Origin of the sequence: Streptomyces sp. (assembly GCF_031178505.1) — a bacterium.
In the GTDB taxonomy this organism is placed as follows: domain Bacteria; phylum Actinomycetota; class Actinomycetes; order Streptomycetales; family Streptomycetaceae; genus Streptomyces; species Streptomyces gulbargensis.
The window spans coordinates 1-23,318 of the sequence record NZ_JAPSIW010000009.1; the positions used below are offsets into that span (position 1 = coordinate 1).

Annotated in this window: 18 protein-coding genes and 1 pseudogene; 13 read left to right on the forward strand and 6 right to left on the reverse strand. The window is 73.7% G+C overall.

The features are described 5' to 3' along the window. The 3 genes from RIF68_RS02155 to RIF68_RS02165 form a co-directional block, all read right to left on the reverse strand. On the reverse strand, positions 1 to 694 hold a 694-nt coding region (locus tag RIF68_RS02155), incomplete at its 3' end, for a Na+/H+ antiporter NhaA (protein ID WP_309049354.1). A gap of 297 nt (positions 695 to 991) precedes the next feature. Then, positions 992 to 2,947, reverse strand: a complete 1,956-nt coding sequence (gene acs, locus RIF68_RS02160; protein WP_309049355.1) for an acetate--CoA ligase — start codon at positions 2,945 to 2,947, stop codon at positions 992 to 994. Positions 2,948 to 3,259: 312 nt separating this feature from the next. Then, positions 3,260 to 5,719: a bifunctional SulP family inorganic anion transporter/carbonic anhydrase gene (locus RIF68_RS02165; protein ID WP_309049356.1), complete on the reverse strand. Its 2,460-nt coding sequence runs from the start codon at positions 5,717 to 5,719 to the stop codon at positions 3,260 to 3,262. Positions 5,720 to 6,005: 286 nt separating this feature from the next. Here RIF68_RS02165 and RIF68_RS02170 point away from each other — a divergent pair, with 286 nt between their 5' ends. Then, positions 6,006 to 7,433, forward strand: a complete 1,428-nt coding sequence (locus RIF68_RS02170; protein ID WP_309049357.1) for a hypothetical protein — start codon at positions 6,006 to 6,008, stop codon at positions 7,431 to 7,433. 49 nt (positions 7,434 to 7,482) lie between these two features. On the opposite strand, the gene RIF68_RS02175 is transcribed toward RIF68_RS02170, so the two are convergent. Next, positions 7,483 to 8,469 carry an ATP-binding protein gene (locus RIF68_RS02175; protein ID WP_309049358.1) on the reverse strand — a complete coding sequence of 329 codons (987 nt, stop codon included), beginning with the start codon at positions 8,467 to 8,469 and terminating at the stop codon, positions 7,483 to 7,485. Between the two features lie 102 nt (positions 8,470 to 8,571). On the opposite strand from RIF68_RS02175, the gene RIF68_RS02180 reads away from it, so the two are divergent. Beyond that, on the forward strand, positions 8,572 to 9,390 hold the full coding sequence (locus RIF68_RS02180) for an oxidoreductase (RefSeq protein ID WP_309049359.1): 819 nt from the start codon (positions 8,572 to 8,574) through the stop codon (positions 9,388 to 9,390). A gap of 555 nt (positions 9,391 to 9,945) precedes the next feature. Here RIF68_RS02180 and RIF68_RS02185 read toward each other — a convergent pair. Then, on the reverse strand, positions 9,946 to 10,791 hold the full coding sequence (locus RIF68_RS02185; protein WP_309049360.1) for an HAD-IB family hydrolase: 846 nt from the start codon (positions 10,789 to 10,791) through the stop codon (positions 9,946 to 9,948). A gap of 450 nt (positions 10,792 to 11,241) precedes the next feature. On the opposite strand from RIF68_RS02185, the gene ssd reads away from it, so the two are divergent. The 7 genes and pseudogenes from ssd to RIF68_RS36415 form a co-directional block, all read left to right on the forward strand. After that, complete coding sequence (gene ssd / locus RIF68_RS02190; RefSeq protein WP_309049361.1) at positions 11,242 to 12,372, forward strand: septum site-determining protein Ssd; 1,131 nt, start codon at positions 11,242 to 11,244, stop codon at positions 12,370 to 12,372. Continuing rightward, a complete protein-coding gene (locus RIF68_RS02195) occupies positions 12,369 to 13,574 on the forward strand; it encodes a TadA family conjugal transfer-associated ATPase (RefSeq protein WP_309049362.1) in 1,206 nt (401 codons plus the stop codon). The genes ssd and RIF68_RS02195 overlap by 4 nt, the downstream gene beginning before the upstream one ends. Next, the gene (locus tag RIF68_RS02200; RefSeq protein ID WP_309049363.1) at positions 13,555 to 14,442 is read left to right on the forward strand and encodes a type II secretion system F family protein; all 888 of its coding nucleotides are present in this window, start codon (positions 13,555 to 13,557) and stop codon (positions 14,440 to 14,442) included. The genes RIF68_RS02195 and RIF68_RS02200 overlap by 20 nt, the downstream gene beginning before the upstream one ends. Beyond that, complete coding sequence (locus RIF68_RS02205) at positions 14,439 to 15,221, forward strand: type II secretion system F family protein (RefSeq protein WP_309049364.1); 783 nt, start codon at positions 14,439 to 14,441, stop codon at positions 15,219 to 15,221. The genes RIF68_RS02200 and RIF68_RS02205 overlap by 4 nt, the downstream gene beginning before the upstream one ends. A gap of 195 nt (positions 15,222 to 15,416) precedes the next feature. Further along, positions 15,417 to 15,554 carry a DUF4244 domain-containing protein gene (locus RIF68_RS36410; RefSeq protein WP_375165662.1) on the forward strand — a complete coding sequence of 46 codons (138 nt, stop codon included), beginning with the start codon at positions 15,417 to 15,419 and terminating at the stop codon, positions 15,552 to 15,554. Beyond that, on the forward strand, positions 15,541 to 15,897 hold the full coding sequence (locus tag RIF68_RS02215; protein WP_309049365.1) for a TadE family type IV pilus minor pilin: 357 nt from the start codon (positions 15,541 to 15,543) through the stop codon (positions 15,895 to 15,897). The genes RIF68_RS36410 and RIF68_RS02215 overlap by 14 nt, the downstream gene beginning before the upstream one ends. A 68-nt stretch (positions 15,898 to 15,965) precedes the next feature. Further along, positions 15,966 to 16,163, forward strand: a pseudogene (locus RIF68_RS36415) (Rv3654c family TadE-like protein); the annotation flags it as partial. A gap of 40 nt (positions 16,164 to 16,203) precedes the next feature. Here the strand turns inward: RIF68_RS36415 and RIF68_RS02225 are convergent. Further along, entirely contained in the window at positions 16,204 to 18,750 is a 2,547-nt protein-coding gene (locus tag RIF68_RS02225; protein ID WP_309049366.1) for a DEAD/DEAH box helicase, read from the reverse strand. Between the two features lie 80 nt (positions 18,751 to 18,830). On the opposite strand from RIF68_RS02225, the gene RIF68_RS02230 reads away from it, so the two are divergent. The 4 genes from RIF68_RS02230 (at position 18,831) to RIF68_RS02245 (ending at position 23,094) form a co-directional block, all read left to right on the forward strand. Beyond that, positions 18,831 to 19,184, forward strand: a complete 354-nt coding sequence (locus RIF68_RS02230; RefSeq protein WP_309049367.1) for an STAS domain-containing protein — start codon at positions 18,831 to 18,833, stop codon at positions 19,182 to 19,184. A 13-nt stretch (positions 19,185 to 19,197) separates the two neighbouring features. Then, entirely contained in the window at positions 19,198 to 19,656 is a 459-nt protein-coding gene (locus tag RIF68_RS02235) for an ATP-binding protein (protein ID WP_309049368.1), read from the forward strand. A gap of 320 nt (positions 19,657 to 19,976) precedes the next feature. Continuing rightward, a complete protein-coding gene (locus RIF68_RS02240; protein WP_309049369.1) occupies positions 19,977 to 22,286 on the forward strand; it encodes a sodium-translocating pyrophosphatase in 2,310 nt (769 codons plus the stop codon). A gap of 151 nt (positions 22,287 to 22,437) precedes the next feature. Next, the gene (locus RIF68_RS02245; protein ID WP_309049370.1) at positions 22,438 to 23,094 is read left to right on the forward strand and encodes a small secreted protein; all 657 of its coding nucleotides are present in this window, start codon (positions 22,438 to 22,440) and stop codon (positions 23,092 to 23,094) included. Positions 23,095 to 23,318: the final 224 nt, after the last annotated feature.

A 23,318-nucleotide genomic window follows, 5' to 3' on the forward strand; every position in this document is an offset into this window, starting at 1 on the left:
TCCAGAAGAGGACGAGTCCGGCGGCGGCTCCGCCGAGCGCGGCGAAGTTCAGGTCGCCGGTGAAGAAGACGGCGATGATCAGGATCGCGAAGAGGTCGTCGACGACGGCGAGGGTGAGGAGGAAGGCACGGAGCGCGGACGGCAGCGAGGTGCCGATCACGGCGAGGACGGCGAGCGCGAAGGCGATGTCGGTCGCGGTGGGCACGGCCCAGCCGTCGAGCGGGCCGCCGCCCGCGGTGTTGACCAGGACGTAGACGAGCGCGGGCGCGACCATGCCGCAGAGGGCGGCGATGACGGGCAGCAGAGCGGCCTTCGGGTCGCGCAGTTCACCCGCGACGAGCTCGCGCTTGAGCTCGATGCCGGCGACGAAGAAGAAGACGGCGAGGAGTCCGTCGGCGGCCCAGTGCTGGACGGACAGGTCCAGGTGGAGGGCGGCGGGGCCGAAGTGGAAGTCCCGTACGGACGCGTAGCTGTCGCCGACCGGGCTGTTGGCCCAGACGAGGGCGACGACCGCGGCGAGGAGCAGCAGCACGCCGCCGACGGTCTCCGTGCGCAGGGCGTCGGCGAGGTAGCGGCTCTCGGGGAGCGGGAGACGGCCGAGGAAGGTGCGGCCGGTGCCGCTGTCGCCGGTCCGGGTGCTGCCGCCGGGGCGGTCGTCACGGTCGTCGCGGTCGGTGGGTGAGGGCGCGGCCACGGGGGAGAACCTCCGGTCGGATGGGCAGGGCGAAGCACATGCCGACCAGACTTCCCGGCGCACCTGGGTCTTGCGTCGCGCCACGGCCGAGCGCCACCGGTCTTCCGATGGCGTCATGGGCGCGATCTTTACCTTACCTAACGAGCCCGGGGTGTGCCCGGCCAGGTTCACTTCAGGCTGATCCGCGGCTTTCGTCCCGTCGGGAGCGAGGAGGTGGTACGGGGCGCCGGGTACGCGCGGGGGCCCGCCCCGGTGGCCGTGGCCAGGACCGGGACGGGCCCCCAGGTCGCGCCGGGCTCAGTCCTCGCTGGACGCCGACGGCAGCTGGTTCTGGATGAGCGCCATCACGGAGGAGTCGGTGAGGGTGGTGACGTCACCCAGCTCCCGGTTCTCCGCCACGTCCCGCAGCAGACGCCGCATGATCTTGCCCGAGCGGGTCTTCGGCAGCTCCGCCACCGGCAGGATCCGCTTCGGCTTGGCGATCGGGCCGAGCGTGGCCCCGACGTGGTTGCGCAGCTCGGCGACCAGGTTCTCGTCCTCGCTCGCCGTGCCGCGCAGGATGACGAAGGCGACGATGGCCTGGCCGGTGGTCTCGTCGGCGGCGCCGACCACCGCCGCCTCGGCGACGGCGGGGTGGGAGACGAGCGCCGACTCGACCTCGGTGGTCGAGATGTTGTGGCCCGAGACGAGCATGACGTCGTCCACCCGGCCGAGGAGCCAGATGTCGCCGTCCTCGTCCTTCTTGGCGCCGTCGCCCGCGAAGTACTTGCCCTCGAAGCGCGACCAGTAGGTGTCGATGAAGCGCTGGTCGTCGCCCCAGATGGTGCGGAGCATCGACGGCCACGGCTCGGTGAGGACGAGGTAGCCGCCGCCCCCGTTCGGGACCTCGTTCGCCTCGTCGTCCACGACGGTCGCGGAGATGCCCGGCAGCGGACGCTGGGCGGAACCCGGCTTGGTCTCGGTGACGCCCGGCAGCGGCGAGATCATCATCGCGCCGGTCTCGGTCTGCCACCAGGTGTCCACGATCGGGGTCCGGCCGGCGCCGATGTGCTCCCGGTACCAGACCCAGGCCTCGGGGTTGATCGGCTCGCCGACCGAGCCCAGCACCCGGAGGCTGGAGAGGTCGAACTTCGCGGGGATGTCGTCGCCCCACTTCATGAACGTGCGGATCGCGGTCGGCGCCGTGTAGAGGATGGTGACGCCGTACTTCTGCACGATCTCCCAGAACCGGCCCTGGTGCGGGGTGTCCGGGGTGCCCTCGTACATGACCTGCGTCGCTCCGTTGGCGAGCGGGCCGTAGACGATGTAGGAGTGGCCGGTGACCCAGCCGATGTCGGCGGTGCACCAGTAGACGTCGGTCTCCGGCTTCAGGTCGAAGACGGCGTGGTGGGTGTAGGCGGCCTGGGTGAGGTAGCCGCCGGAGGTGTGCAGGATGCCCTTCGGCTTCCCGGTGGTGCCGGAGGTGTAGAGGATGAACAGCGGGTGCTCCGCCGGGAACGCCTCCGGGGCGTGCTCGGTGGACTGGCGGGCGACGATGTCGTCCCACCACACGTCACGGCCCTCGGTGAAGGCGGTCTCCTGGCCGGTGCGGCGGACCACGAGGACGTGCTCGACGTCGGGGCACTTGGTGAGGGCCTCGTCGATGGCGGGCTTCAGCGCGCTCGGCTTGCCGCGCCGGTAGCCACCGTCGGCGGTGACGACCAGCTTGGCGTCGGCGTCCTGGATGCGGGAGGCGACGGCGTCGGCGGAGAAGCCGCCGAAGACCACCGAGTGGGCGGCGCCGACGCGGGCGCAGGCCAGCATCGTGATGGCCGCCTCGGGGATCATCGGCAGGTAGACGGCGACCCGGTCGCCCTTGCGCACGCCCAGTTCCGTCAGGGCGTTGGCGGCCTTGGAGACCTCGTCCTTGAGCTCGGCGTAGGTGATCGCACGGCTGTCACCGGGCTCGCCCTCGAAGTGGAGGGCGACGCGGTCGCCGTGCCCGGCCTCGACGTGCCGGTCGACGCAGTTGTACGCCACGTTCAGCTCGCCGTCGGCGAACCACTTGGCGAAGGGCGGGTTCGACCAGTCGAGGATCTCGGTCGGTTCGGTGGCCCAGGTCAGGCGCTTGGCCTGCTCGGCCCAGAAGCCCAGCCTGTCCGCCGCGGCCTGCTCGTACGCCTCCGCCGTCACGTTGGCGTGCGCGGCCAGCTCGGCGGGCGGCGCGAATCGGCGTTCTTCCTTGAGCAGGTTGGCCAGGCTCTCGTTGCTCACGACATCTCCCTTTCCCAGGGCGTCCTCTGTGCGTATGTGTCCCGCGTCATAGCTCATCAGGCGGATGCCCGGGTGACAAGAGTCTCCAGCCAATTGGTTTAGACCTGTGAGCGTCCCGACGTGCGGTGGCCCCTTCGTCCCGAGCGGAGGGAGAAGGGGCCACACACTCTCACGGACGGCGGGACCGGCCGGTTCAGCCGCGCGGCGAGGTGGGTGAGGGTGAGGAAGCCCGGGGGTACGGGGCGGGCCCGTGTACGGGCGGGGGGGCGGGCCCGGGGCCCCGCGCCGCGGGGCGGGCCGGGCGGCGCCGGTTCAGGAGGCGCGGGCCGGCTCCAGGGCCGTCGGCGGGACCTGGACGAAGACGGCCTCCCCCGGCCCGGACGCGCCGCCGGACTCCGTACCGTCCGGGTCCGTGACGCCCGGATCCGTACCACTCGGCGCCGTACGACCCGGTTCCATGGCGCCCGGTCCCGTACCGCTCGTCTCCGTGAGCAGGTACGCCTGCGCCTCGCCCACGTGGAAGTACATGCCCTGCAGGGTCAGGCTGCCGTCGGCCAGGCGCCGCGCCACGGACTCGTACGCCCGCAGGTGCTCCAGCTGCTGGACCACGTTGGTCAGGCACAGTTGCTCGACCGCGTCGGCGGGCGGGCGGCCGGCGATCCGGGGCTCGACGGGATGGCGGCTCCCCATCCGCTCCAGGCTGGGCCGGCCGTGCCGCAGCCAGCGGTGCAGCGGGGACGGCGGGGCCGCATCGGCCAGGGGTTCGTCGGGCGCGGCGTTCAGGAGGGCCTGCATCGCGCCGCATCCGGAGTGGCCGCAGACGGTGATCGACTCGACCCGCAGCACGTCCACCGCGTACTCGATCGCGGCGGCCACCGAGTCGTCCCCGCTCTCCTCACCGGGGAGCGGGACGAGGTTCCCGACGTTCCGCACGGTGAAGAGGTCGCCCGGGCCACTCGCGGTGATCATGCTGGTGACCAGGCGGGAGTCGGCGCAGGTGAGGAAGAGCTGCGACGGCCGCTGCCCCTCACGGGCGAGCCGGGCGAGTTCGCCGCGGACCAGCGGGGCGGTGTTCCGCTGGAACGTGCCGATGCCCGTGGCGAGCTGATGTCGTGTCGGAGATGGCTGCGTACCCTCCGCGTCCTCCTGCTCGACCGGCGCGGGCCGTCCGCACTGGTGGTTGTGCCAGGGCGTCCAGGGGCGGCAGCAGGGCTGCGTGGCGGCGGAACCCGGCTCACCGATCCGGCCGCCGGAGCGCCCGGCCAGTTCCACGGTGCCGCCGTGCGCCTGGTGGCCGGAGATCCAGTCGTTCAGCGTCTCGTAGGCGGCGTGGTCCATGAAGGAGCCGTCGAGCTCCACCACCACGTCGGAACCGGCCGGGACCTGGTGCAGCGCCCGGCTCAACCGGGGAACGGCCAGGAAGGTCAACTGGCCGCGAACCCGGAGGAGCTGGTGCCCGTCCCGCTCCTCGCGCGTGATGCGGGTCCGGGCGAGGCGGTGCAGGGAGACGGCGACCGCCACGGCGATGCCGAGGGCCACGCCCTCCAGGATGCCGACGAGGACGACGCCGGTCAGCGTCACCGCGTACACGACCACCTCGCGGTGCCGGGTGACCGTGCGGATGTGCGTGATGCTCACCATCTGCACCCCGACCACCATGACCAGGGCGGCGAGGGCGGGCAGCGGGATCAGGTCGATCAGCGGAACGAGCAGGAGGGAGGCGAGCACCACCCACAGGCCGTGGAGCATGGTGGAGGCCCGGCTGACCGCGCCCGCCGAGACGTTGGCCACGCTGCGGACCGCGACCCCGGCCACCGGCAGGCCCCCGAGGGCGCCGGAGACGATGTTGGCCGCGCCCTGGCCGCGGAGTTCGCGGTCGAGGTCCGAACGGGGGATGCCCCGCCCGCGGTCCTCGCGGGCGGCGATCAGCTTGTCGACCGCGACCGCCGACAGCAGCGACTGCACGCTGGTGACCAGGGTGATGGTGAGCACACCGGCCGCGATCCCGAGGACCGGGCCCTCGGGCAGGCCGGGCAGGGCGTGGCTGCTCCAGGACGGCAGGTCGACGCGGGGGACGGCGAGTCCGGCCACGACCGCGACGGCCGTCGCGCCGGCCACGGAGACCAGGGCGGCCGGGACGACCCGGACGCGGCGGCCGATCCGGCCGGGCAGCCGGGGCCAGGCCAGCAGGACCGCCACCGTGAGGGCGCTGATGACGAGGGCCGCCGCGTCGGCGTCCGCCAACTGGGCGGGCAGACCGGTCGCGTTGGCGACGGTGGAGCTCTGCGGGGTGCCGCCCAGGACGATGTGGAGCTGGGCGAGGGCGATCGTGACGCCGATGCCGCCGAGCATGCCGTGCACGATCGCCGGTGAGACGGCGAGCGCGGACCTGGCCACGCGCAGGGCGGAGAGGGCGAGTTGGCTCAGTCCGGCGAGGACCGTGATGGCGCAGGTGGTGCGCCAGCCGTACCGCTGGATGAGTTCGGCGGTGACGACGGTGAGGCCGGCGGCGGGGCCGCTGACCTGGAGCGGTGCGCCGCCGAACCGGCCGGCGACGATGCCTCCCACGGCGGCGGCGACGAGGCCCGCCTGGAGCGGGGCTCCGGTGGCCAGCGCGATGCCGAGGGAGAGCGGCAGGGCGATGAGGAAGACGGCCACCGACGCGGAGACGTCGGCGCCGGCGACACGGAAGCGGCGCGGTCCGCCCGGTGGGCTGTGGGGCCGCTGGACTTCCGGGCGGGTCGTGGTGCGGGCAGGGGTGCAGAGGGTCATTCCCGTCTCCTCCGGGGCAGCGCTCTCGCGGCTCGTACGGGGTGTTGCGGCGGGATCATCCGTGCGGGTCCTCCCGACGGAGGATCAACGCTGGGTAATGGAATCGTAATGGAGAGTAAAGACAGGGGTGGGATCTTCAGGGCAAATAGGGCAATGGTTCACCTGTTTCGGTGAACCGGTATGACTTCACCGCTTGTCGTTTCATCTCTCCGGTCGTCGTGGTGCGACGTTGACGCCGCTCGCAACAGGGGCTCCGTGCCCCGAGGCTCAGAGGAGAGGTGGGCGGATGTCAGCCGCCGGAAGAAGGTCTACAGCCCGAAGGACCCCTGCCCGATGGACGGCTGCCGGACGGACGGCCGCCGCACGGACGACTGCCGGGGACGCGCCCGTCGCCACAGCCGCGACCACGGTCCACCGGACCGCGGTCCGGCGCAGGGCGCTGGCCGCCGGCGCCCTCGCCGCCGCACTGGTCACCGGACTCGCCGGCTGCTCGGGCTCCGGCGACACCGGCGCCGGGCCCGCCCAGGGCGGCGCCGGCACCAAGAAGGGCCCGGCCCCCGCCCCGCAGAGCCCGGTGCGACTGATCGGCGACGGATCCACCGCCCACACCGGCGCGCAGCCCCACCAGCCGGCGTGGCGGAAGCTCAAGCCCGGCGAGGCCCCGCCGCAGTTCGTGGTCTTCTCCTGGGACGGGGCGGGCGAGGACAGCCAGAAACTCTTCTCCCACTTCCGCAAGGTCGGGAAGAAGTACGACGCCACCATGACGTACTTCCTGAGCGGCGTGTACCTGCTGCCCGAGGAGAAGCGGGCCCTCTACGAACCGCCCCGGCACGCCAGCGGCCGCTCCGACATCGGCTTCAACGACGTCGAGGGCATCCGCGCCACCGTCCGCGAGCTCCGCGGGGCCTGGCTCGAAGGCAACGAGATCGGCACCCACTTCAACGGCCACTTCTGCGGCAAGGAGGGCGGTGTCGGCACCTGGTCGGTGGAGGAGTGGAAGAGCGAGATCAACCAGGCCAAATCCTTCGTCAAGAACTGGAAGACGAACGCCGGTCTGCGCGCCGAGCAGCCGCTCCCCTTCGACTACGACAAGGAACTCGTCGGTGCCCGCACCCCCTGCCTGGAGGGCCGGGAGAACTTCGTCCGGGCCGCGGCGCAGATGGGCTTCCGGTACGACACGAGCGGCGTCAACGACCAGATCTGGCCCGAGAAGGAGCAGGGCCTGTGGGACCTCTCCATGCATCTCGTGCCGGTGCCGGGCCGCGCCTTCCAGACCTTGTCCATGGACTACAACTTCCTGGTCAACCAGTCCCCCGGGACGACCCAGGGCGACCCCTCCATGCATCGGTACTGGGGCGACCAGATGCGCGACGGCCTCGTGCAGGCCTTCGAGCGCTCGTACCGGGGCAACCGGGCGCCGGTGATCATCGGCAACCACTTCGAGTCCTGGAACGGCGGCACGTACATGCGGGCCATCGAGGAGACCATCGCCACCGTGTGCGTGCAGAAGGACGTCGAGTGCGTCTCCTTCCGCCAGCTCGCGGACTGGCTGGACGCCCAGGACCCCGCGGTCATCGCCAAGATGCGGACGCTGAAGGTGGGTGAGGCCCCGCCCGGCGGCTGGAAGGCCTTCCTCGCCCCGCAGCCGGCGGCCCCCGCCGCCCCGGCGGCTCCCGCGGGCGCCCCTGCCGCCCCTGCGGCCGTCCGCCCCTGACTGATCCGCGACGAGCGGGGCCCGGCTCCGGGCCCCGCTCGGCACCGCGTCAGCTGGGCTGCGGAACGGCCAGGCGCTCGTCGAGGACGAAGCCGGGGTCGACCTGGGCCGCCAGGTCGGCCCCGGTCTTCGCGTTGCCCCAGCTCTCGGCGTTGCGCAGGTGGAAGTGGACCATCTGGCTCGTGTACCGCTTCCAGTCCCGGTGGGCGTACGAGGCGTCCGCCGTCTCGCGCAGGGTCCGCAGGGCCGCCCGGTTCTCGGCCTCCAGGTGCGCGAACAGCGGCGGCCGGCCCTTTTCCATGGCCCGCACCCAGTCCGAGTGGCCCACCGTGACCAGCAGGTCGTCGCCGACCTCCTGGCGCAGGAAGTCGACGTCGTCGGCGCTCTGCACCTTGTTGCCGACGACCTTCAGGGCGACGCCGAAGTCCCGCGCGTACTCCTTGTACTGGCGGTACACGGACACGCCCTTCCGGGTCGGCTCGGCCACCAGGAAGGTCATGTCGAACCGGGTGAACATGCCGGAGGCGAAGGAGTCCGAGCCCGCCGTCATGTCGACGACCACGTACTCGTCGGGCCCGTCCACCAGGTGGTTCAGGCACAGCTCCACCGCGCCGACCTTCGAGTGGTAGCAGGCCACCCCGAGGTCCGACTCCGTGAACGGTCCGGTCGCCATCAGCCGGATCTCGCCGTCGTCGAGCCGTACGGGACGGGCGCAGGCCTCGTAGACGGGGTTGTCCTCGCGGACCCGCAGCAGGCGCGAACCCTCCCCGGGCGGAGTCGTCTTGATCATCGTGTCGGCGGAGACGATCCGCGGGTTGGACCCCCTCAGGTACTCCTTGATGAGGGGCAGATGGGCGCCCATCGCGGGCAGTGCGGCCGCTTCCGCCTCGGAGAGGCCGAGCGCGGCGCCCAGGTGCTGGTTGATGTCGGCGTCGACGGCGACGACCGGGGAGGCAGAGGCGGCGAGATGGCGGATGAAGAGGGAGGACAGTGTCGTCTTGCCACTGCCGCCCTTCCCGACGAAAGCGATCTTCATGTTCACCTAGGGTAGCGGTACGACTGCGGGCGGTGGCCGGAGTGCGTGAAGAAGACCACTCCTTCGTGGGGCGGGGCGGTCGGGCGCGTAGCCTCCCTACTTATGAGTACGCACGCCTCTGACCCCTTGGCCGCGCTCGGCTCCCTGCCCGGTGTCGCCGACGCGGTGGACTCCGTACGCAAGGCCGTCGACCGGGTCTACGGCCACCGTGTGATGCGGCGCCGCAGCAACGAGATCTCCTCCGAGGCGGCGCTGCGCGGGGCGCGCGGCTCGGCCGCCCTGTCGGGAGCCGACTGGGCGCTGGAGGAGGTCCGGCGGCGGACCGACTTCAGCGCCGACCCGGAGGCCCGCACGGTCGGTGCCGCGCTCCGGCTGAGCGCCGAGGCGGGGCAGCTCCTCTCCATCTGGCGCCAGTCGCCGCTGCGGGTGCTCGCCCGTCTCCACCTGGTCGCGGCGGGCGAACAGCTCGACTCGGTGGGCCGCCCCCGGCTGGTCGGCGAAGCGGTCGACGAGCCGCTCGTCGAGGCCCCGCTGCCGGCGCCCTCCGAGGTCGCGGCCCGGCTCGACGGCCTCGCGGAACTGATCGTGGCGGGCGGCGACGCGCCCGCCCTGGTGACCTCGGCCGTGGTGCACGGCGAGCTGCTCGCGCTGCGGCCGTTCACCTCGCACAACGGGCTCGTCGCGCGGGCGGCGGAGCGGATCGTCCTGGTCGGCAGCGGTCTCGACCCGAAGGCGATCTGCCCGGCCGAGGTCGGCCACGCGGAGCAGGGCCGGGCGGCGTACCTGGCCGCGTTCGAGGGGTATCTCTCGGGGACTCCCGAGGGCGTCGGTGCCTGGATCGCGCACTGCGGCCGCTCGGTGGAGCTGGGGGTCCGTGAGTCGACGGCGGTCTGCGAGGCGCTTCAGCGCGGCGCCGCCTGACGGCCCCCCGACAAGGGTTGCGGCGGTACCGAGGAGCGGTACCGCCGCTGGCACGTCCACCCAGTTACCAAGCGTCCTCGATATGTGCCCATCAGGCGGGGAACTTTGCCCTTCGCCTGGTGCGGCTGGCCCGTAATCGACGGGTCGACGTCGCGTGGGTGCCAGGTTTCCGTGCTCAGGTCCGTGGGGCCTTCATGCTCAACAGGTGATCCTCTCGGATGTCCTAGGTCTCGCGGGCCTGATTCCTTTCTACTCCTGTCCCGGTGGAAGCGAAAGTGCTGACTCCACTTCTTTGCCCCAGGCCTTCAGGGGGCTCATTCCAGGGGCCTGCCCGGGGGCGTGCCGGGTCGGGCGGGCGTCGGCGGAGGGGTGTCGGGCGGATGCCGGGCGGAGGGGCGACGGTGGACGGGTGCCCGCTCGCCCGGCCGCCGGTGAAAGCCGGCGCTGCCCCCGGCCGTGCCGTCGGGGGCGGCGGCAGGCGGGACAGCCGGACGGTCCGCTCCTTGCGGTGATCGCGCGTCGGAGACCGGCCGGGCCTCCGGCGCGCGTGCGGTGTCAGGAGGTGACGAGCGCCGCCGCCTGGCGACGGCGCGAGGCGTACCAGACGATCCCGGCCGTGGCCGCCGCCGCGCCGACCGCCGCCGCGGCGACCAGAGCCGGACGGGGAGGCATCCGGAACGCGGGCAACCGCTGCTTGAGCCGTACCGGCTTCTCGAAGGCGAGCACCGGCCACTCCCGGGCGGCCGCCTCCCGGCGCAGGGTCCGGTCGGGGTTGACCGCGTACGGGTGCCCCACCGCCTCGAGCATCGGGATGTCGGTCGCGGAGTCGCTGTACGCGTAACAGCGGGACAGGTCGTATCCCTCCGACTCCGCGAGCTCCCGGACGGCCTCCGCCTTCGTCGGGCCGTAGGCGTAGTACTCCACCTCGCCGGTGAAGCAGCCGTCCTCGCCGACCACCATGCGGGTGGCGACGACCCGGTCGGCGCCCAGCATCTCGCCGATCGGCTCGACCACCTCCGCGCCCGAGGTGGAGACGATCACGACATCGCGCCCCGCGGCGTGATGTTCCTCGATGAGGGAGGCCGCCTCGTCGTAGATGATCGGGTCGATCAGATCGTGCAGGGTCTCGGCGACGAGCTCTTTGACCTGTGCGACGTTCCATCCTTTGCAGAGCGCGGAAAGATATTCGCGCATCCGCTCCATCTGGTCGTGATCGGCTCCGCCCGCGAGGAAGACGAACTGGATGTACGCCGTCCGCAGGGCGGCGCGGCGGCTGATCAGTCCGCCCCGGTAGAAGGACTTGCTGAAGGTCAGCGTCGATGACTTCGCAATGACCGTCTTGTCCAGGTCAAAGAAGGCGGCTGTGCGCGGCAAGGAGTGGTTTTCCACAAGCCCGAGCATAGGTGCCCGCCATTCGGCGTACCCTCCTGCGTGTGGGTTTGCCTGAGAAGGCTCTCGGGTACACCATGGAAGTCACGGATCGTTCGCGACCGTGCTAACCCGGACCGGCTCCTCCCCCCCCGAGTCGGCCGGAGAGACGACCCCCGCTCTCCCCCCCGGCGGGGGTCGTCGCATGTCCGGAGCCGTTTTGGCGCTCGTTTTCATCCTCTTCTCCCTTCGCTCGCGCGGATGCCCGTTGCCCGCTCCCGCAGCAGCCGCACCCTTCGATCGCTACACACAGTAATCGTCGGGTCGCGTTCCGGGCAGCCCCCGAAGGGGTGGTCGAGATATTCACAGGCCTGGGGTTATCCACAGTTTTTTGGTGGGATCGGGAAGATTTTCCGGAGGGCCCCATGGTGATTCCGGCCGCGAAGTTCGCGGCGTCGGGAATCACCTGAGGGGTGTCGCGTCATGGAACGGACCAGGGCAGAGACGGCGGGTACCGCCGCGTCGAGCGCGGTCGCGGAGAGCCGGGAAGAGGCACGCGGGACCGGGCCGCTGATCGTCACGGAGGACCTCGAGCTCCTCGATGACCTGTTGCGGCTGTGCGCGGCCGCCGGAGCGGATCCCGAGGTGCACCACGGGGTGCCGGAGCGCAGGGCGGACTGGACCGACCCGCCGCTCGTCCTGATCGGCGAGGACGCGGCGGTCCGCTGTCGGGGCGCGGTGCGCCGGCCCGGCGTCGTCCTCGTAGGCCGTCGGCCGGACGAGCCGGTGGTGTGGCGGCTGGCCGTCGAGATCGGGGCCGACAGCGTCCTGCGGCTTCCGGAGGCCGAGAACGTTCTCGTGGACCGCATCGCGGACGCCGCCGAGGGCGTGGGCCGGCAGGCGCTGACCGTCGGGGTCGTCGGCGGGCGCGGCGGTGCCGGGGCGTCCACCCTCGCCTGCGGTCTCGCGCTCGCCGCCGCCCGCACCGGCCGCCGCACCCTGCTCGTGGACGCCGACCCGCTCGGCGGAGGGCTCGACGTACTGCTCGGCGGCGAGCGGGAGGAGGGCCGCAGGTGGCCCGACTTCGCCGCCTCGAAGGGGCGCCTGGCCGGCGGCGCCCTGGAGGAGTCGCTTCCCGCGGTCCGCGGGGTCCGGGTGCTCAGCTGGGGCCGGGAGCCGGCCGCCGCCGTGACGCCCGAGGCCGTACGGTCCGTCCTCGCAGCGGCCCGGCGGCGCGGTGGAGTCGTCGTGGTCGACCTGCCACGCGGCGCCGACGAGGCCACCGCCGAGGCACTGGCCCAGCTCGACCTCGGCCTGCTGGTCGTCCCGGGCGAGTTGCGGGCCGTCGCCGCCGCGCACCGGGTGGCGTCGACCCTCCGCGCCGTCGTCCGCGACCTGCGGGCCGTGGTCCGCGGCCCGTACGCGGCGGGACTCGACGACCGGTGGGTCGCGGAGGCCCTGCGGCTGCCGCTCGCCGGAGAACTCCCCTACGACCCGGGAGTGGTGGCGGACCAGGATGTGGGCGCGCCGCCCGGCGCCGAGCCACGCGGGCCCCTCGCCCGGTTCTGCTCGGCCTTCTGGGACCGGGCGCTCACCCCCGGCGGTGCGCGATGACCGGGGCGGCCGGGCCCACCGGCGGAGGCCAGGGCGGTGGAGCGGGCCTGTTGGACGCCGTGCGGCAACGGCTCGCGGCGAGTGGCGCGGAACCCACACCGGCCCGTGTGGCGGCGGCGCTCCGGGCACAGGGCCGGCTTCTCGGGGACGCGGAAGTGCTCGGCGCCGCCGAACAGTTACGTCGGGAGCTCATCGGCACGGGTCCGCTGGAACCGCTGCTCGCCGACCCCCGGGTCACCGACGTCCTGGTCTCGGCGCCCGACCGGGTCTGGGTGGACCGGGGTGCCGGGCTCGAACGGGCGCCGGTGTCCTTCCCCGACGCCGGGGCCGTCCGCAGGCTCGCCCAGCGGCTGGCGGCCGTCGCCGGGCGCAGGCTCGACGACGCCCGGCCCTGGGTGGACGCGCGGCTGCCCGACGGGACGCGCATGCACGCGGTGCTGCCTCCCGTCGCGGTGGGTTCGACCTGCCTCTCGCTGCGGGTGATGCGGCCCCGCGCCTTCTCCCTGGAGGAGCTGGTCGAGGCGGGCACCGTGCCGCCCGGTGGCGCCGCGATTCTCCGCGCCTTGATCGAAGCGCGCGTGTCGTACCTGGTCAGCGGTGGTACGGGCACCGGCAAGACCACACTGCTCGCCACCTTGCTCGGCCTGGTGGGCGAGCGGGAGCGGATCGTGCTCGCCGAGGACTCCGCCGAGCTGCGGCCCGACCACCCGCATGTGGTCCGCCTGGAGGCGCGGCCGGCGAACCAGGAGGGCGCGGGCCTCGTCACCCTGCGGGACCTGGTCCGGCAGGCGCTGCGGATGCGGCCCGACCGGCTGGTGGTCGGCGAGGTCCGTGGCGGAGAGGCCGTCGACCTGCTCGCCGCCCTCAACACCGGCCACGAGGGCGGCTGCGGAACGCTCCACGCCAACACGGCGGCGGACGTACCGGCCCGCCTGGAGGCCCTCGGTACGGCCGCCGGGCTCGACCGGGCCGCTCTGCACAGCCAGTTGGGGGCCGGGCTGTCGGCCGTCCTGCACCTCGTACGGGACCGGGACGGGCGGCGGCGGATGGCCGAGGTCCACGTCCTGGAACGGGACCGTGAGGGGCTCGTACGCACGGTGCCCGCGCTGCGGTGGACCGCGACCGGGTTCGCGCGCGAGCGGGGCTGGACGCGGCTGAGCGCGCTGATCGGAGGGGCGGGTGATGACCGTGACGACCGGTGAGGCGGCCGGAGCGGGGCTGACCACGGTGGCGGCCCTCTGCGCGGCGCTCGTCCTGTGGTGGGAGGTGGAGCGGCGGCGCGGACTGCGCAGACTGCGCGGGGTGCTGACCCTCGCCACGCCCGGGCCGCCGGCCCGGGGGAGGGGCGCGCCGTGGGCGGCTGCCCTGCGGGCCTGGGGCCGGGTGCCCGAGCGCCGAGCGTGGTGGTGCCTTCCCGTGGCCGTGGCCCTCGCCGTCCTCGGCGCGTCACCGCTTCCGCTGCTGCTCGGGGCCTTGGCCGTGCCGCTGTTGCGCCGACGCCTGAGGACGGCCGCGCTCCGCAGGGAGGAGGAGGCTCGGGCGAGGCGCGTGGTGGACCTGTGCGCCGTGGCGGCGGGCGAGCTGAGGGCCGGGTGGCAGCCGGTGCGGGCGCTGGAGTTCGCGGCCCGGCAGTCCGGCGCCCTCGGCGACCACGAGTCCGGCGTCCTGGCGGCGGCCCGGTTCGGTGGTGACGTGCCGGAGGCGCTGCGCGGCGCGGCCCGCGCGGACGGCGCGGGAGGGCTCGTGGGCCTCGCCGCCTGCTGGCAGGTGGCCGTGGACGGCGGCGCCGGGCTCGCCGCCGGCCTGGACCGGCTGGAGGGAGCGCTCCGCGACCACCACGAGCAACGCGAGCGACTGCGGTCCGAACTCGCCGGGGCCTGGGCCACCGTGGCGGTCCTGGCGGTCCTCCCGGCGGCGGGGCTGGCCCTGGGCACCGCACTGGGCGCCGACCCCCTGCGGGTGCTGCTCCACACACCGGCCGGGCTGGCCTGCCTCGCCGTGGGCGGCGCCCTGGAAGCGGCCGGCCTCTGGTGGGCCGCACGGATCGTCCGGGGAGGTGAGCGGCCGTGACACCGGAGATCACCCGGGCCGGGGTGTCGGCCGTGCTGCTCCTCCTGGTCGGGGAGGCCCTGTACGGGATGGCCCGCGAGCGGCGGGGGCGCCACGGGCGGCGGCGGCTCGGGTCGCTGCTCGGCGCACCGGTGGAGCGGCTGCGGCGCCCGGCGAGGACCCGGCGGCCGCGAGCGCCTTCGTGGGCGGGGGAAGGAGCGGTGGCGTTCCTGGCCGCGGCGGGCGGATGGGCGCTGGCGGGGCCCCTCGCCGCCCTCGTCGCCACCGGGCTGGCCCTGGGTGTGGCGCGGCTGCGCCGGGCGGGACGCCGCAGGGCGCGCGCGGCGGCGGCCGACGAGGAGACGGCCCGCCACCTTCCGCTGGCCGCCGACCTGTTGGCGGCGTGCGCGGCGGCGGGAGCGGGACCGGCCGAGGCGGCCCTGGCCGTGGGGCGGTCGATGGGCGGTCCGCTGGGCGAACGCCTGACCAGGACCGCCGCCGAACTCCGCCTCGGGGGTGAGCCGGCCGAGGTGTGGCGGAGGTTCGGCGCCGTACCGGGCGCCGAGGGTCTCGCCCGCTGCATGGAGCGGGCGGGGGCGTCGGGAGCGCCCGCCGCGGAGGCCGTCGCCCGGCACGCGGCCGGCCTCCGGGCAGCCCGGGCCCGTACGGCCGCTGCCCGGGCGCGCCGGGCCCAGGTGCTGATCAGCGCGCCCGTGGGGCTCTGTTTCCTCCCCGCCTTCCTCGCGGTGGGAGTGGCCCCGGTGGTGATCGGCCTGGCGACGGAGCTGATGGCGCGGTGACCACGACGCCACGACGTACGCGACACGACGACGAGCCGCGCGGACCACGCGACCGCACGGCACACGACGAGCACGACACGACAGAACACGACGGACAAGGAGAGCGGGATGACGAACGGCATGAAGGCACGGGTACGGCAGAGGGCGCGGGGATGGTGGCGCGCCCGGCGGGCGGCGGTGCGGTCCGATGCCGGTATGACCACGTCCGAGTACGCGATGGGGACGATCGCGGCCGCGGGGTTCGCCGCCGTGCTGTACAAGATCGTCACCAGCGGGGGAGTGTCCGGTGCCCTGGAATCGGTGATCGGGAAGGCGCTCGATGCGCCGTTCTGACCGGGGCTTCGTGACCGTCGAAGCGGCGCTGGTCCTGCCGGTGCTGGCCCTCTTCACGGTGGCCCTCCTGTGGGGCCTGGCGGCGGCCGCCGCGCAGATCCGGTGCGTGGACGCGGCCCGTGCGGGGGCACGGGCGGTGGCCCGCTCGGAGCCGGTGGCCTCCGCCGAGGAGGCGGCACGGGCCGCCGCTCCCGAGGGCGCCCGGGTCACGGTCACCCGTGCGGGTGAACTGTGGCGGGTGACGGTGGAGGCGGCGGCCCCCGGGCCGGGCGGGATGGGGCTCACCCTCCGCGCCGGCGCGGCGGCGCTCGCCGAGGACGCGCCGTACGGAGGCCCGTCGTGAGGGCGCGCCGGGGCGACCGGGGTTCGGCGACGGTGTGGACGGCGTTCGCGGCCTGTGCGCTGTGCCTCGTGTTCGGGGCGGTGCTCGTGCTCGGGCAGGCGGTCACCGCGCGGCACCGGGCGGGGGCCGCCGCCGATCTGGCCGCCCTCGCCGCGGCCGACCGGGCCCTGTGGGGCGAGGCGGAGGCCTGCGCGGTGGCCGACCGGGTCGCCGAGGCCCAGGGCGCCGGGCTGGTGCGGTGCCAGGTGCGGGGCGAGGTCGCGGAGGTGACCGCCCGGGTGGCGGGCGGACCCTACGCGCCCGAGGTCAGGTCCCGCGCGGGTCCCGCCGGCCCTCCCCCGGGACTCCCGGCTCCACCGGGGACGGGGGTTTCGGGCCCTCCTCCGGCCGGGTCGCCGGAGGGTCCTGCGGGGCCGCGCGGAGAAGTTCCGTGAGGAGGCGGACGGCGCCCCGTTTGTGGAGCGGGTCGTTGCCGTTGCCGCACTTGGGGGACTGGATGCAGGAGGGGCAGCCGGCCTCGCACTCGCAGGCGGCGATGGCCTCACGGGTGGCGGTGAGCCAGGCGCGGGCGGTGTGGAAGGCCCGCTCCGCGAAGCCCGCGCCGCCCGGGTGCCCGTCGTACACGAAGACGGTGGGCAGCAGCGTGTCCGGGTGGAGCGGCACCGAGACCCCACCGATGTCCCAGCGGTCGCAGGTGGCGAACAGCGGCAGCATGCCGATGGAGGCGTGCTCGGCGGCGTGCAGGGCGCCCCCGAGGATCTCCGGGGTGATCCGGGCGGCGTCGAGCTGGTCCTCGGTGACCGTCCACCACACGGCCCGGGTGCGCAGGGTGCGGGGCGGCAGGTCGAGTTTGGTCTCGCCGAGCACCTCGCCGGTGATCAGACGGCGCCGCAGGAAGGAGACGACCTGGTGGGTGACTTCGACGGAGCCGTAGCAGAGCCGGCCGTCCCCCCACGGGACCTCGGTGTCGGTCTCCAGGACGGTGAGGGAGGTGGTGTCACGGGCGGTGGTGGAGTACGGCGGGGCGGCCTCCTCGACGAGGGCGACGGAGTCCCTGAGGTCGAGCTCCCGCACCAGGTAGGTGCGGCCCTGGTGGAGGTGGACGGCGCCCTCGTGGACGGCGGCGTGCGAGGCGGCCTCGTCGACCGTCCCCAGGAGCCGGCCCGTGCCGGCCTCCACGATCCGTACCGGGCTGCCGCCGCCGCCCCGGATGTCGGTGAGGTCGGCGGCCCGCTCGCGGCGGGTCCAGTACCAGCCCGCGGACCGGCGGCGCAGCAGCCCGGCGGACTCCAGCTGGGGGAGCAGCCCGGGCACGGCGGGCCCGAAGAGGGCGAGGTCGGCTTCGGTCAGCGGCAGCTCTGCGGCCGCCGCGCACAGATGGGGGGCGAGGACGTAGGGGTTGTCGGGGTCCAGGACGGTCGACTCGACCGGCTGGTCGAAGATCGCCTCCGGGTGGTGGACCAGGAAGGTGTCCAGCGGGTCGTCCCGGGCCACGAGGATCGCGAGCGCGCCCTCGCCCGAACGGCCGGCCCGGCCCGCCTGCTGCCACAGGGAGGCCCGGGTGCCGGGGTAGCCGGCGATCAGGACGGCGTCGAGGCCGGACACGTCCACGCCCAGTTCCAGGGCGGTCGTGGCGGCCAGGCCGAGGAGCTCGCCGGAGTGCAGGGCCTGCTCCAGGGCGCGCCGTTCCTCGGGCAGGTAGCCGCCCCGGTAGGCGGCGACGCGCCGGGCCAGGGCGCGGTCGGTCTCGGCGAGCCGCTCCTGGGCGATCACCGAGATCAGCTCGGCGCCGCGCCGGGAGCGGACGAAGGCGACCGTGCGGACCCGCTGGCGGGTCAGGTCGGTCAGCAGGTCGGCGGTCTCGGCCGTGGCCGTGCGCCGGACCGGCGCGCCGCGCTCGCCGCGCAGCTCGGTGAGCGGCGGCTCCCACAGGGCGAAGACCAGTTCGCCGCGCGGGGAGGCGTCGTCGGCGACCTCCACGACGTCCAGGCCGGTGAGCCGGTGGGCGGCGCGCGCGGGGTCGGCGGAGGTGGCGGAGGCGAGGAGGAAGACCGGCTCGGAGCCGTACCGGGCGCAGACCCGGCGCAGCCGCCGCAGGACCTGGGCGACGTGCGAGCCGAAGACGCCCCGGTAGGTGTGGCACTCGTCGATCACCACGTAGCGCAGGGCGCGCAGGAAGGAGGCCCACCGGGGGTGGGAGGGCAGTATGCCCCGGTGCAGCATGTCGGGGTTGGTGAGCACGTGGTTGGCGTACTGCCGGACCCACTCGCGTTCCTCCACCGGTGTGTCCCCGTCGTAGACGGCGGGGCGGATCCGGTTGCCGAGCGGGGCGGCCAGCTCCTTCACGGCGCGCCGCTGGTCGGCGGCGAGGGCCTTGGTGGGGGACAGGTAGAGGGAGGTCGCCCCGCGTCCGTTGGGGGCTTCCGAACCGTCCAGGAGGGTGGAGAGGACCGGGGCGAGATAGGCCAGGGACTTCCCCGAGGCGGTTCCCGTGGCGATCACCACGGAGCGGCCGTCCAGGGCGTGCTCGGCGGCCTCCGCCTGATGGGCCCACGGATGGCCGATACCGGCCTGTTGAATCGCGGCGATCACCTCGGGCCGGATCCGGTCCGGCCAGACGGCATGCCGGCCCTCCCGGGCGGGCATGTGCTCCGTATGAGTGATGCGCGAGGCCCGGCTCTCCCCCGAGGAGAGACGGCCGAGGACCGTGCCGGGGGAGGGTCGCTTGCCCGTGTCCCCGGCGGGACGACTGGGGCGGTGATTCTTGGCCATCGGCACCGAGTGTGTCACTGCCATGACGGACAATGCCTCCAAGGCGTCGTGCATGGCTGCTGGTAAGTGATTGAATGCCATCGCGGCTGGCGATCAGTCCCCTGGCTCCGACCGGGAGACACGAGGGGGCGATCGCCCGATAGCAAGGTGCTGGAGGATCCGTGGACCTGTCCCTGTCGACTCGCACTGTGACCGGCGTTGGTGGCGACCGTACGGTCGTCGAGGTCGGTGGCGAGATTGATGTGTATACCGCGCCCAAGCTGCGCGAGCAGTTGGTCGAGTTGGTGAACGACGGCAGCTACCACCTGGTCGTCGACATGGAGGGCGTGGACTTCCTCGACTCCACCGGCCTCGGTGTGCTCGTCGGCGGCCTGAAGCGCGTCCGCGCGCACGAGGGGTCGCTGCGCCTGGTCTGCAACCAGGAGCGCATTCTGAAGATTTTCCGGATCACGGGTCTCACCAAGGTGTTCCCGATCCACACCTCGGTCGACGAGGCCGTCAACGCGGTCGACTGACCGGGGGTATCCCATGGCCACCGTTGAACTCCGCTTCAGCGCCCAGCCCGAGCACGTCCGTACGGCCCGCCTGGTGGCCGCCGCGGTCGCCCGCCGGGCCGGGGTGAACGAGGCGGTCCTCGACGAGGTGCGGCTCGCCGTCGGTGAGGCCTGTTCCCGAGCGGTCGGTCTGCACCGGAGCAACGGCGTCACCACGCCCATCCGGGTCGTGCTGACCGAGGAGGAGAAGGCGTTCTCCATCGAGGTCGGCGACGAGGTGCCGGGTGCGGGGGTGGCGGCGGCCGATGCCGTCGGTGTGCCCGGCGCGCGCTCCGCGGCCCCGGCCGAGGACTTCGACGACGCGGACGGCGAGGACGAGATGGGGCTCGCGGTCATCCGCGGTCTCGTCGACGACGTCGAGGTGTCCGCCGGCGCGGACGGCGGCACCATCCGGATGAGCTGGCCGACGAGCCCGGCGGACATCCTGTCCTGACGAGCCCGACGCGACGCGTCGCCGCCGCGGGCCGCCCCGCCCGAGCGGCCGTCCCGTCGAGCGCGTGAAGAGGCCCTGCGCGCAGGGCCTCTTTCGCATGCCGCCGCAGGGGACGAGCCCTTCCCGCCCCCGTCGTCCGGCGGGATGGAGCTCGGGCGGCCGACTCCCGGCCCGCCCAGGCCCCCCTGCGCCCCCGCCGCATGCCGGGCTGCGCACAGCCCGAGCCCGCTCCCGCCCCGGCCCCGCCCCGTTGGTGCATCCGCGCGGAGCCGGTGGAAGATCCCCGTACGGTGGGGTATGTCTCCCTATGATCCGTCCCCATGCACCCCACCTCTCTCGCCGCGGCGGTCCTCACGAGTGGGAACCGGACGATCGTGGTCGTCGTCGCGGCCGTCGCCCTCGCCGCGCTGGTCGTCGCGCAGCTGCTCGTCCGACAGGTTCTCGCCGCCGGGCAGGGGACCGCGAAGATGCGGGAGATCGCCGCGGCCGTGCAGGAAGGAGCGAACGCCTATCTCGCGCGGCAGCTCCGTACGGTCGGAGTCTTCGCCGTCGTGGTGTTCTTCCTGCTGATGCTGCTGCCCGCCGACAGCTGGGCGGAGCGGGCCGGGCGGTCGTTGTTCTTCCTGGTCGGCGCCTTGTTCTCGGCGGTCACCGGCTATGTGGGCATGCGGCTCGCCGTACGGGCGAACGTGCGGGTCGCCGCGGCGGCGCGGGAGGCCACCCCGGGGCCGGGGGAGCCGGCGAAGAAGCTCTCGGAGGTCTCCCACCGGGCCATGAGGATCGCGTTCCGGACGGGCGGGGTCGTCGGCATGTTCACCGTCGGCCTCGGGCTGCTCGGCGCCGCGACCGTCGTGCTCGTCTACGCGGCCGACGCGCCGAAGGTCCTGGAGGGCTTCGGCCTCGGCGCCGCGCTCATCGCCATGTTCATGAGGGTCGGCGGCGGGATCTTCACCAAGGCCGCCGACGTCGGCGCGGACCTGGTCGGCAAGGTGGAGCAGGGGATCCCGGAGGACGACCCGCGCAACGCCGCCACCATCGCCGACAACGTGGGCGACAACGTCGGCGACTGCGCGGGCATGGCGGCCGACCTCTTCGAGTCGTACGCCGTGACCCTGGTCGCCGCGCTCATCCTCGGCAAGGCCGCCTTCGGGGACGTCGGCCTCGCCTTCCCACTGATCGTTCCGGCGATCGGCGTCGTCACGGCCGTGATCGGCATCTTCGCGGTCTCCCCACGGCGCGCCGACGGCAGCGGCATGAGCGCCGTCAACCGCGGGTTCTTCGTCTCGGCGGTGGTCTCCCTCGTCCTCGTCGCCGTCGCCGCCTTCGTCCACCTGCCGTCCTCCTTCGCCGACCTCCGCGGCGTCACCGAGCCCGGCATCCAGGACCACGCGGGTGACCCCCGGGTCCTGGCCCTCGTCGCGGTCGCCATCGGCATCGTCCTCGCCGCGCTGATCCAGCAGCTCACCGGCTACTTCACCGAGCCGCGCCGCCGCCCGGTGCAGGACATCGGCCGGTCCGCCCTCACCGGCCCGGCCACGGTCGTCCTCGCCGGCGTGGCGCTCGGCCTTGAGTCCGCCGTCTACACGGCGCTGCTCATCGGCCTGGCCGTGTACGGGGCGTTCCTGCTCGGCGGTGCCTCGATCATGCTCGCGCTGTTCGCGGTGGCCCTCGCGGGAACGGGCCTGCTCACCACCGTCGGGGTGATCGTGGCCATGGACACCTTCGGGCCGGTCGCCGACAACGCCCAGGGCATCGCCGAGATGTCCGGGGACGTCGAGGGCGCAGGCGCGCAGGTCCTCACCGATCTCGACGCCGTCGGCAACACGACGAAGGCCATCACCAAGGGCATCGCCATCGCCACCGCCGTCCTCGCCGCCGCGGCCCTCTTCGGCTCGTACCGGGACGCCATCGCCACCTCGGTCGCCGAAGTCGGCGCGAGGGCCGGGGAGGTGACGCTCTCGATGGACATCTCGCAGCCCAACAACCTCTTCGGCCTGATCCTCGGCGCGTCCGTCGTCTTCCTCTTCTCCGGGCTCGCCATCAACGCGGTCTCCCGGTCCGCCGGGGCCGTCGTCCACGAGGTGCGGCGGCAGTTCCGCGAGCATCCGGGAATCATGGACCGCACCGAGAAGCCGGAGTACGGGCGGGTCGTCGACATCTGCACCAAGGACGCGCTGCGCGAACTCGCCACGCCCGGTCTGCTCGCCGTGACCGCCCCGATCGCGGTCGGCTTCACGCTCGGGGTCGGCGCGCTCGGCGCGTACCTCGCGGGGGCGATCGGGACGGGCGCGCTGATGGCGGTCTTCCTCGCCAACTCGGGCGGGGCCTGGGACAACGCGAAGAAGCTGGTGGAGGACGGCCGGTACGGCGGCAAGGGCAGCGAGGCCCATGCGGCGACCGTCATCGGGGACACGGTCGGCGACCCGTTCAAGGACACCGCCGGGCCGTCGATCAACCCGCTCCTGAAGGTGATGAACCTGGTCGCGCTGCTGATCGCCCCGGCCGTCGTCCGCTTCGGGTACGGGGACGACACGAACCCCTGGCTGCGGGCCCTGGTCGCGGGCCTCGCGCTGCTCGTCGTGGTGATCGCCGTCCGGGCCTCCAAGCGCCGTTCGGTGGCGGTCTCCTGACGTGGTGTCCGTCTCATTTCCGGGGCCGTCCGGCCGTGTCGGCCTTGGTTCAAAAGGCTTCATTGTGGAATGAATCGGTCCCACGAACGGTGGATGCCGCCCGTACGGCGTGTATGTTCCGGGGCCGAGAGCCTTGGAAGGGACCGATCCGGTGAACAAGAAGCTTGCGGCCGCACTGTCCGGCGGCGCGGTACTCATGCTCGTGCTGTCCGGGTGCAGCGACGACGAGGACAAGGTGGGCAACTGGGCGAAGACGTTCTGCGACCAGGCGAAGCCCCAGATCCAGAAGCGCGCCGACGCCCACCAGATCATCATCTCGACGGCCGCGGACAGCAAGCCCGCCGACATCCAGGCCGCCGACTCGAAGGCGTTCCAGGACATCGCCGACGCCGACCGGGCGCTCGCGAAGGCGGTCGAGAGCGCCGGGGTCCCGCCGGTCGAGAACGGCCAGAAGATCCAGCAGGACGCGGTACGGGAGCTCAACGCCACGGCCGTCTCCTACGAGGGGCTGAAGAAGCAGGTCGACGCGCTCGACCCGACGAACCAGCAGAAGTTCGCGGACGGCCTCCAGGGCGTCGCCGAGGGCCTGGAGAAGATCGAGAAGTCCGACCAGGCCGCCCTGGCCAAGCTGGAGAGCGGCGAGCTGGGCCGGGCCATGGCCAAGCAGCCGGGCTGCCAGAAGCCCACCGCGTCCACCCCTCCGGCCTCCGGCTCCGCCTCGCCCGAGCCGGGCGCCCCCGCGAGCACCCCGGCGCGCTCCACCGGCGGCTCCTCGGCCACGCCGTCCGCGACGGCGAGCCAGGAGTAGCGCGGGAGGAGCGCGGGAGCGGGAGGCGGAGAGGGCCGGGACCGGGGGCCGCTCGGAACCGCGAGCCGACGGCCACCGGCCGTCGGCCCCGGACCGGTCGGCGGTGACCGGTCGGCGGTGACACGCCGCGCGTCCGTCCGACGGCCGGCCGCGTCCGTCGAACGCCCGGCGATACCCGCCGGCCTCCGCCCGTGCGCGGCCGCGCCCGTCCGGCGTCCGTCGAA

Bases quoted from the DNA above. Each gene is read 5' to 3' on its own strand.
- RIF68_RS02165 (WP_309049356.1), bottom strand. From the start codon at position 5,719: ATGACCCTCTGCACCCCTGCCCGCACCACGACCCGCCCGGAAGTCCAG.
- RIF68_RS02170 (WP_309049357.1), top strand. From the start codon at position 6,006: ATGTCAGCCGCCGGAAGAAGGTCTACAGCCCGAAGGACCCCTGCCCGA.
- RIF68_RS02175 (WP_309049358.1), bottom strand. From the start codon at position 8,469: ATGAAGATCGCTTTCGTCGGGAAGGGCGGCAGTGGCAAGACGACACTG.
- RIF68_RS02180 (WP_309049359.1), top strand. From the start codon at position 8,572: ATGAGTACGCACGCCTCTGACCCCTTGGCCGCGCTCGGCTCCCTGCCC.
- RIF68_RS02185 (WP_309049360.1), bottom strand. From the start codon at position 10,791: ATGCTCGGGCTTGTGGAAAACCACTCCTTGCCGCGCACAGCCGCCTTC.
- ssd (WP_309049361.1), top strand. From the start codon at position 11,242: ATGGAACGGACCAGGGCAGAGACGGCGGGTACCGCCGCGTCGAGCGCG.
- RIF68_RS02195 (WP_309049362.1), top strand. From the start codon at position 12,369: ATGACCGGGGCGGCCGGGCCCACCGGCGGAGGCCAGGGCGGTGGAGCG.
- RIF68_RS02200 (WP_309049363.1), top strand. From the start codon at position 13,555: ATGACCGTGACGACCGGTGAGGCGGCCGGAGCGGGGCTGACCACGGTG.
- RIF68_RS36410 (WP_375165662.1), top strand. From the start codon at position 15,417: ATGACCACGTCCGAGTACGCGATGGGGACGATCGCGGCCGCGGGGTTC.
- RIF68_RS02215 (WP_309049365.1), top strand. From the start codon at position 15,541: ATGCGCCGTTCTGACCGGGGCTTCGTGACCGTCGAAGCGGCGCTGGTC.
- RIF68_RS02225 (WP_309049366.1), bottom strand. From the start codon at position 18,750: ATGGCATTCAATCACTTACCAGCAGCCATGCACGACGCCTTGGAGGCA.
- RIF68_RS02235 (WP_309049368.1), top strand. From the start codon at position 19,198: ATGGCCACCGTTGAACTCCGCTTCAGCGCCCAGCCCGAGCACGTCCGT.
- RIF68_RS02240 (WP_309049369.1), top strand. From the start codon at position 19,977: ATGCACCCCACCTCTCTCGCCGCGGCGGTCCTCACGAGTGGGAACCGG.